This is a genomic window from Bacillus sp. PAMC28748 (assembly GCF_014250415.1).
GTDB classification, from domain to species: Bacteria; Bacillota; Bacilli; order Bacillales; family Bacillaceae; genus Bacillus; species Bacillus licheniformis.
On sequence record NZ_CP060192.1, the window covers coordinates 1595590 to 1604627 of the forward strand.

Sequence of the window (9038 nt, forward strand, 5' to 3'; positions counted from 1 at the left end):
TTATATAGTACAGAGTGTACCACTTTGCCACAGGGAATTGGGCAATAAATCCTGAATATCCATGAAAATGAATCTTTATGATCAAATCTGCGAGACGTTTAGGTTTTTTGTCGCAACAGATGATCTTTGCTTTAGTAGTTAATTAGTCCTCTTTATGACAGGAATGTGTCGATGGACCGAAGAAAAGCTGAACACCAAAAATGTGAAATACTGTGAACAACACAATTGAAAATGTGATTTTATGGTATCTTAAAATAAAATATTAAACAAAAAAGACTTGGAATATTGTAATTAAACATAATTGACTACTTTCTCATGCTTGATTAGTATGATAGTAAAATATTTTAAAAAAAAGGATATTTTTAAAAGGGGAGATCGGGATTGAATGAAGAAGGTTACCGGCTTGGAATTGATATTGGAGGAACTTTTACCGATCTTACATTGTTAAATCCGGCGGACGGAAGCATGACCGCAGTTAAAACGCCGACCGTTCCCGAAGATCCGGCCCGAGGAATCATCAACGGCTTGGCTCTCTTGAAAACTCGGGGTGTCCAGCCTTCAGAAATTCATCACTTTGTACACGGCATGACAATCGGTTTGAACACATTATTACAACGCAAAGGGGCTGATATTGCTTTATTCGTAACCGAAGGTTTCCGTGATATTCTTTCGCTTCAGCGTCTCCGGCTTCCGGTACCCTACGATTTTAGATCTAGAATGCCGGAGCCCCTCATTCCTCGGAAAAACGTGTTTCCCATTCAAGAAAGAATGCTTTATGACGGCTCTGAAAAGCTGCCGCTTCATATGGAAGATATCGATGAGGCGGTTGGACAAGCTTTAAGAAAAGGCTTAAAAGGAATCGTTGTTTCTTTTTTGCACAGCTATCGGAATCCGCTCCATGAACGCCAGGCTGCCGAACGGATCAGGCAAATAGCGCCCGAGCTTGAGGTGGCAACGTCTGCGGAGCTTTGGCCGCAAATGAGAGAATACGAACGAACGGTTATGTCCGTCGCGAATCTATACATCAAACCGAATATCCATCACTACTTTGGAACGCTGAAAGAGAGGCTTGTCCAGGAAGGAATATCGGCGCAGCCGTTTATCACCCAGTCCAACGGAGGACTGATGGACATTGAATCGGCTGCCGAGGCACCTGTCAAAACGCTTTTTTCCGGACCGGCAGCGGGGGTCATAGGATCCATCAGAACGGCGGAAGCCGCCGGCGAGGCCAATATCATCACCTTTGATGTCGGAGGAACCAGCGCAGATATTTCGATTGTTGAAAAAGGAGAGCCGACCTTTACCCAGTCAAATCAAATCTCGGGATTTCCGATTGCGATTCCATCTGTAGCAATGTATTCGATCGGTGCCGGCGGAGGATCGGTGGCATGGATTGACAGCGGCGGTCTCTTGAAAGTAGGGCCGGAGTCAGTTGGCTCTGATCCGGGGCCGGCCTGTTACGGAAAAGGAACAAAGGCCGCACTTACAGATGCGTTTCTTATATGTCATTATTTAAACCCAAACAGGTTTGCAGCAGGAAATATGAAACTGTACCGGGAAAGAGCCGAAAAAGCGCTCCTCCCGGTTGCCGAGTATTTAGGCACAGATGTGGAGCAAGCCGCGGATAAGATGATTCAAGTTGCGCTTGCCAATATGTACACGGAACTAAGCAATGTCATGGAGCAACACGGGTTTAACCCGCGTGAATTCAGCCTTATGGCTTTTGGAGGCGCAGGCCCGGTTACTGCTAATTTTTTGGCTGAGGAAATTCAGGCCAAAAATGTGCTGATCCCGCCGCATCCGGGAACTCTATCGGCTTTGGGCGCACTGACGGCTGATTTTATCTACGATGCTGTATGTTCAAGACAGGTGCTGCTTGAGCAAATAAAAACGGCTGAGTTAAAAGTGGAGTTTATGAGGCTGCAAGAACAGGCGGAAACATGGCTGCGGAAACAACGGGCGGACATGGTGACTGAAGCCTCTCTTCTTTACTTGCTTGATGCCCGTTATAAAGGTCAGGCGTATGAAATTGAGCTCCCTGTTTCACCGGAATGGCTGGAAGGCGAAAGTACGAGTGAAATCGCAGACTCCTTTCATCTCTTACATGGGAAGCAATATGGACACAGCGATGGGAAAGCAAGCATTGAATTGATGAATATGCGCGTCCGCATTATAGGCAAGACGCCGAAACCGCCAGGCGGAAAAGGATGTCAAAGTAATCTGCCCGAAGCTGAACCTGTCAGCCAAAGAAAGATCATCATGAAAGGCGGTACATATCAAGCCTCCGTATACCGCCGTTCAGATTTAAGGAGCGGACAGAGAATAGATGGGCCGGCCATTGTTGAGCAGGACGATACAACGACGCTGATTTTGCCAAATTGGAGCGGGAAAACCGATCATGCCGGAAATTTGATCATTGAACGGAAGGAGAGCTGACCATGCGCACAGATCCTGCCCGGCTGGAAATGATGAGAAGCTACTTTAACGCGATAGCCGCGGGAATGGGGCACGTTATTGAACGGACGTCCTTTACCACATTTGTAAAAGAATCGGCTGATTTCGCTACTGCGCTTGCGACGCCGGAAGGGGAGTTTTTCGTTTATCCGAAAACAATCGGCGTCACGATTTTTTTAGGGCTTTCATTAAAACGGGTCATCGAAGAAAGCGGCCCATTTGAACCGGGAGATATTATCCTCACAAACGATCCTTATACAACGGACGGATTGGCGACCCACTTGCCTGATATTCATGTGGTGAAGCCGATTTTCTTGGAGGGCGAGATAATCAGTTACGCGTGGTGCTTTGTCCATTGCAGCGATGTCGGCGGCCTTGTCCCGGCAAGCATTTCGCCGACCGCGACAGACATCCATCAGGAAGGCCTGAGAATACCGCCGGCAAGGATTTACAAAAAGGGGAGAGAAAATCGCGATATATTGAAGGTTTTGCGGGCAAACAGCAGGGTTCCCGACTTAAATGAAGGGGATATTCATGCGATGGTGGCCGCGGTCAATACGGCGGAGAATCGATTGACAGAAATGGTCGGAAAGTTTGGAAAAGAAGCGGTCCAACAAGGAATGGATGATTTGCTCGAACAAGCCGCGATGAGAGCCGGACGGGTAATCAGCAGGATTCCGGAAGGTTCATACAGTTTTTCAGATTATCTTGATGACGATATGATTTCTGACGTTCCGATCCGCTTGGCTGTTACGGCAAACGTCTCGGGAGGGGAGATCACATTGGACTTTTCAGACTGTGATCCTCAGGTGAAGACAGCATTTAACCTTGTCACTAATGGAAGCAAACATTCATTTCTATATCAGGGCCTGATCAACTATATCATAAGTGAAGACCCGTATATTCCGATTAACGGGGGGCTGACACGGCCGATCCAAGTTATCGCTCCAAAGGGTACGCTGGTTCATCCGGAATATCCTGCGGCGGTCGGCATTCGTCATTCGATCACGATGAGACTTTATAATGCTGTACTGGGCGCTTTGGCAAAGGCGCTTCCGAAAGCCGTGCCTGCAGCAGGCGCCGGTCAGTCAGCGATTGTCGTACTGTCGGTTCCCGATGAATCAACTGGCAGCAGGAAGATGTCGGTGGTCGAACCGATGGGAGGCGGAGGAGGCGGCCAGCATGACATGGACGGAGCAGATGGAATTGACCATGCCTCCGGATTTTTGAAAAATACGCCGATTGAAAGCCTTGAACAGCACATCGACATCCATGTTCGCCGCTATGAATTGATCAAAAATACAGCCGGAGCCGGTTTTCACAGGGGAGGCCATGCAATCGGGCTGGAGTTTGAAGCGGCGGCACCAGAATCAATTGTGACCGCAAGAGGGATGGAGAGGATGCGTTTTCATCCGTGGGGGCTCGCCGGGGGAACGGCAGGAGCGCTCGGGCGGGTGCGCCTTTATCCGGATCAGCCTCAGGAGAAAACGATGTCGAAGATCGATGTTCTAAAGCTCAATAAAGGGGATGTTATCAGCATTCATTCACCAGGCGGCGGAGGCTGGGGAAATCCCTTCCGCCGGGAAGCTGAATCGATTTTAGGAGAAGTTGAAGCGGGCTTGCTGAGCCCGGAAGCGGCATATCATCAATACGGCGTTGCTGTAAAAGAAAACGGCGCTGGCTCCTTCATTATTGATCTGGAAGAAACAGCTGAAATCAGAAAAAAGAAAGCAGGCGAACATCGGAAACAATGGGATTTCGGAATCGCCAGAGAAGAATACGAACGGTGCTGGACAGAAGAAGCCAGCAGCACATTGGCCCGGCTTCTGCGACAGCTTCCGGCTCATCAAAGGTCACATGTTAAACATTTAGTCCACCGTTATTTCTCAAAAGAACATAACGGTCCGATCAGTAAAAGCGAAGTTGCGGCCGCTGTGGAAAAACTGGCTGGAAAAAATAACACGGGAATGGTGAGATGACAATGAAAAGTAAAATTTCTGCTTTATTTATTCTGTCTCTTGCAGCGGTGCTCCTCCTTTCGGGATGCGGCGGAAACGGAAGTCAGGAAAGCAAACAATCAGATACAGTCGTTATCGGCGTCTATGGGGGCGATTGGGAAAAACATATCAAGCCGAGCCTCGAATCTTTTGAAAAAGAAACAGGGCTGAAGGTCAAAGTTGTCGCAGGGACAGACTCTGAGTGGTTCACAAAACTCAAGGCATCGAATGGCAGAAATGCTCCCTATGATCTCTTAATTCTGCAGCCGGACACGATTCACAGAGCGCAGTCGGCGGGATTGCTGGCACCGATCGATCAGGAAAAGGTTCCGAATGTCCGCGATCTGTACCACTCTGTTCAGAAACGCTTCACCGATGATGGAAAGCAGTATGCGGCCGGTTTCAGTATGGGACAGCTCGGAATTGTCTACCGAAAGGATCTTGTACCACAGGAGCCTAAGCGCTGGACGGATCTTTGGAACAGCAGCTATAAAGGTCATGTCGCCATATCATCGCCGGCTTATTCGGCGGGGCTTCAGTTTTTTGTAGGATTAATCAATGCCCAGGGCGGCCTGGAGTCAAACGGGAAAGACGTGGATAAAGCGTTCAACAGCTTGGCTGATTTAAAGAACAACATAACGGCCTATCCCGATAATCCAGGCTCGATACAAACGCTTCTGGAACGTGGGGATGCATGGGTTGTTCCGTTTTGGGACGGCCGCGCTTTTTCTTTGCAGGATGCAGGTCTTGACCTGGGATTTGCATATCCCGAGGAAGGTGCAGTCGCAGCAGTTGCAAGCTGGGCTTTAATGAAAGGAAGTCCTAATCAGGATAATGCGTACAAGCTGTTAAATCATCTGCTCAGTCCAGAAGTGCAAGGAGATTTTGCCGATAGAACGTTTTACGGCATGGCCAATAAAAAAGTGAAATACAGCGATAAATTAAAAGGGAAGATCAAAGTAGGGGAGGATTATTACAGGAATTTAAAATGGGTTGACTATGAAGTCGCGGCAAAAGATCTAGGCGATTGGACAAATCGCTGGAATCAAGTACTTGGCGGAAAATAGGTGACAAACATGAGCGCAATTCAGATTAGGCATGTCAGCCGGCATTTCGGAAACACCATCGCATTGGAAGACGTACAGCTTGAAGTCAAAGAAGGGGAGTTTTTCTCCCTCCTTGGTCCGAGCGGCTGCGGAAAGTCAACGCTCCTGAATATTATTGCCGGGTTCCTTGAACCGACGTCAGGTTTTGTATATATAGGAGGACGAGATGTAACTGATTTGCCGCCATACGACCGACATATCGGAATGGTTTTTCAGGATTATGCTTTATTCCCGCATCTCAGCGTTTTTGACAATGTTGCATACGGCTTGAAAGTCCGAAAATGGCCCCGCCGCAAGATTGAAGAACGGGTGATGGAATGCCTCGCTCTTGTCAGGCTTGAAGCGTTTGCTAATCGCATGCCCCATCAGCTGAGCGGGGGTCAGCAGCAGCGGGTGGCGATTGCCCGGGCATTGGCCGTTCAGCCGTCTGTGCTTTTGCTAGACGAGCCGCTGAGCAACCTGGATGCGAAACTTCGAAAAGAAATGCAGACGGAGCTGCGCAGCATCCAAAAGCGCGTCGGCATTACAACGATTTTAGTGACGCACGACCAGGAGGAGGCTTTAAGCTTATCGGACAGGATTGGAATTCTCGGATGCGGGAGGCTTCAGCAGCTCGGCACTCCGTTGGACGTGTACCGCACGCCTGCCAATCAATTTGTGGCCGAATTTATCGGACAGGTCAATTTACTGAAAGCGCGTGCGTCGAAGATACAGCCTTCATCGGGCGGCTATGGATACGAAACGGTCGATTTCGAAGTGTATGAAGGCGTTCCGCTGACATTTGAAATCAACCAGGAACTCTCAAAAAAAACTTCTGTATTGTTCATGGTGCGGCCTGAGAGGATCTCAGTCTCCTTCGAGAAGCAAAAGAACAGGCTGATTGAAATGCCTGCAACAATAACCGAAGTCAGTTACGCCGGGCATGCTCTCAGGCTGAAAGCCGCTGTTTTCAAAGGAGAATGGATCATTCAGGCGCCCGATCCTCAATTCCCTAGATTGCCGAAGGCGGGAGATCAAGTGTATCTTTCTTTGGAGCCGGGCGATTTTGTTCCGCTGGATGTTAAGGAGGATGCAGATGAGGGCTGTTGAACAAAAACGGTTTTATTGGTTTTTGCTAGTTCCTGTCCTTTTATTTCTCGGCGTTTTTCTTGTTTTGCCGCTTGTTCTGCTGCTGTTATTAAGTTTCAGAGACGTGGACGCTATGATGAATACGCTCGATACGTATAGTTTTTCTCAATATGTCGAGGTGTTCTCTTCAGACGTTTATTTGAAAACAATCGGTATAACGATTTGGACGGCGTTGAAGACCACTGTTTTATGCCTTGTGATGGCGTATCCGGCGGCATATTTACTCGTTAAGGCGCCAACCGGCAGGCTGCGGGCTTTGTTTTACATTTTGCTTGTTTCCCCTTTATTGACCAGTGTTGTCATTCGGACGTTTTCCTGGATTGTGCTGCTTTCGCAAAACGGGATCGTCAACGAGGCGCTTATCAGTATGAAGATGATTGAAAAGCCCCTGCCGCTTTTATGGAATATGAACGCAGTCATCATTGCATATGTCCAGGTTATGCTGCCGTTTGCAGTACTGCCGCTTGCCAGTTCTTTAAGCGAAGTGAAACCTGATCTTAAATTTGCTTCGATGAGCCTTGGAGCGGGCAGGCTGCGGACATTTTTTTTCGTTACCTTGCCGATGACGGTTCCGGGATTGCTGACAGGAGCAATGATCGTGTTTTCGCTTTCTGCCGGAAGCTATATTACGCCTCTTCTCGTCGGGGGAAGGATGCAGCCGCTCCTGCCGTTGTCCATCTATCAGCAGGTCATGCAAGTCTTTCATCTTCCTCTTGCAGCCGCAATGTCGATTACTTTATTAGCCGTTGTCAGCGTGGTTATTGGAATCCTTGGCATTTTCCAAAAGCGTTGGGAGGCGAGAATAAATGGGTAGGCGATTGCGACGTATGCGCAGGGGAAAATGGATTGATGCGTGTGTTTGGACAGCGGGTTTATTGGTATACTTCTTTTTGGCGCTGCCCGTCTTCGTGATCATACTGTCGGCATTCAGCCCGGACGAATATCCGAAGTTCCCGCCATCAGGCATCTCGCTGCGCTGGTTTGCCGGAGTTTTCAGCAGCAGCGGCTGGATGGAATCGATTTGGGTCAGCTTTATGCTGCTTCTCGTTGTAACGCCTCTTGCGGTGATCCTTGGAACAGTTGCAGCCTATGCATTGGCGCGGCTGAACTTTCCGGGAAAACAGGCGATTCAGGCTTTTGTTTTATCGCCGTTGATGATTCCCCAAATCGCATTAGGCGTATCATTTCTCTATTTATTGACAATGATTGGGGTAAACGGCACGTTTGCCGGGCTGGCCGCCGGGCATATGCTGATCAGCCTTCCGTATGTCGTTCGGACGGTCGGAGTCAGCATGGCAAACGTGGATCAGAAGCTTGAACTGGCATCCATGAATCTCGGCGCAGGTCCCTGGCATACCTTTTTTCATGTCATCTTGCCGCTTATTAAACCGGGAATCATTGCGGGAGCCGTTTTTGCCTCTGTAACGTCATTCGGAGAAATATCAATCAGTCTGTTTGTTTCTTCACCGGCTGTCACGCCTGTACCGGTTCGTACATTCAGCTATATTGACCAGACATTTGATCCGAGCGTTCATGCGATTTCGGTTATTTTTATCACGGTTTCAGTGATTGCGCTGATCATCATCGAACGGACGATCGGGCTCTCAAAAACCATGTAGCAGGCGAAACTCAGCCTGCTTTTTTGTATGGAGCATCGGAAGTATTTCAAGATACCGTTCAGAATGAGACAGTTCAGCAAATTTAACATTCTGCTTCAATGTTTTCGCAAGCCGGTTTGTCTTTTCTCGTCAGTTTAAACGGCCTGGTAAAAGAAACGTTTTAATTGAATGAACATTGTAAAAGGAAGCGCCGAAGCTTTAACAGACCTTCATGATTTATTTATGAAGTCCATGCTGTTTTTTTAATATTTTAATATACTCTTTATCTAAGATTTGGAATTTTTTGCGGATTTAAACGATTTTTTTCGTTTTCCCGCATATTTTTTTGTCGATTTCGGGATCGCGCATTAACATTCATGTACAACATTCGGTATCCCGCATGAAACTTTTCACCTATTTTTCGGTGAAAAAAACAAAATTTTCATTTAAAGTTAACTGTGAGCAGAAAATGAATTTATATCAAGAAAAGCAGATAAAGGCAAACCTGCGGAAACGCAGGGACGCAAAGCCATGGCCTAAGGTGCTGACGGTGCTACGGTTGACAGGTTGCCGAATAAACAGGGAGTTCGCCCGTTTTTATTCGGGCGGGCTCTTTTCTTTTTATTTCCAATATAATGTTTTATTGGAAACGACAAATCTGTGACAGCGTTTTTCGCTCATCGCAAAACCGCAACATTGCATTGCGGCTTGGCTGTTCGCATCGTCATACATAACAAGAGATAAAGGAGGAATAA

The 9038-nt window shown here is 47.8% G+C and carries 6 protein-coding genes and 1 riboswitch; all 6 genes read left to right on the top strand.

The features are described from left to right. The first annotated feature begins 381 nt into the window (after nucleotides 1-381). The 6 genes from H7F26_RS08195 to H7F26_RS08220 are packed head-to-tail and all read left to right on the top strand — an operon-like array spanning nucleotide 382 to nucleotide 8304. Complete coding sequence (locus H7F26_RS08195) at nucleotides 382-2436, top strand: hydantoinase/oxoprolinase family protein (RefSeq protein ID WP_017473996.1); 2055 nt, start codon at nucleotides 382-384, stop codon at nucleotides 2434-2436. A gap of 2 nt (nucleotides 2437-2438) precedes the next feature. Continuing rightward, nucleotides 2439-4433 carry a hydantoinase B/oxoprolinase family protein gene (locus H7F26_RS08200; RefSeq protein ID WP_017473995.1) on the top strand — a complete coding sequence of 665 codons (1995 nt, stop codon included), beginning with the start codon at nucleotides 2439-2441 and terminating at the stop codon, nucleotides 4431-4433. 2 nt (nucleotides 4434-4435) lie between these two features. Next, complete coding sequence (locus H7F26_RS08205) at nucleotides 4436-5518, top strand: ABC transporter substrate-binding protein (RefSeq protein WP_003178823.1); 1083 nt, start codon at nucleotides 4436-4438, stop codon at nucleotides 5516-5518. A gap of 9 nt (nucleotides 5519-5527) precedes the next feature. Next, on the top strand, nucleotides 5528-6646 hold the full coding sequence (locus H7F26_RS08210; protein ID WP_003178825.1) for an ABC transporter ATP-binding protein: 1119 nt from the start codon (nucleotides 5528-5530) through the stop codon (nucleotides 6644-6646). Continuing rightward, nucleotides 6633-7499: an ABC transporter permease gene (locus H7F26_RS08215; protein ID WP_003178827.1), complete on the top strand. Its 867-nt coding sequence runs from the start codon at nucleotides 6633-6635 to the stop codon at nucleotides 7497-7499. Before H7F26_RS08210 ends, H7F26_RS08215 begins: the two co-directional genes overlap by 14 nt. Further along, a complete protein-coding gene (locus tag H7F26_RS08220) occupies nucleotides 7492-8304 on the top strand; it encodes an ABC transporter permease (protein WP_016886078.1) in 813 nt (270 codons plus the stop codon). Before H7F26_RS08215 ends, H7F26_RS08220 begins: the two co-directional genes overlap by 8 nt. Nucleotides 8305-8771: 467 nt before the next feature. After that, nucleotides 8772-8858, top strand: a riboswitch (cyclic di-GMP riboswitch). Nucleotides 8859-9038: the final 180 nt, after the last annotated feature.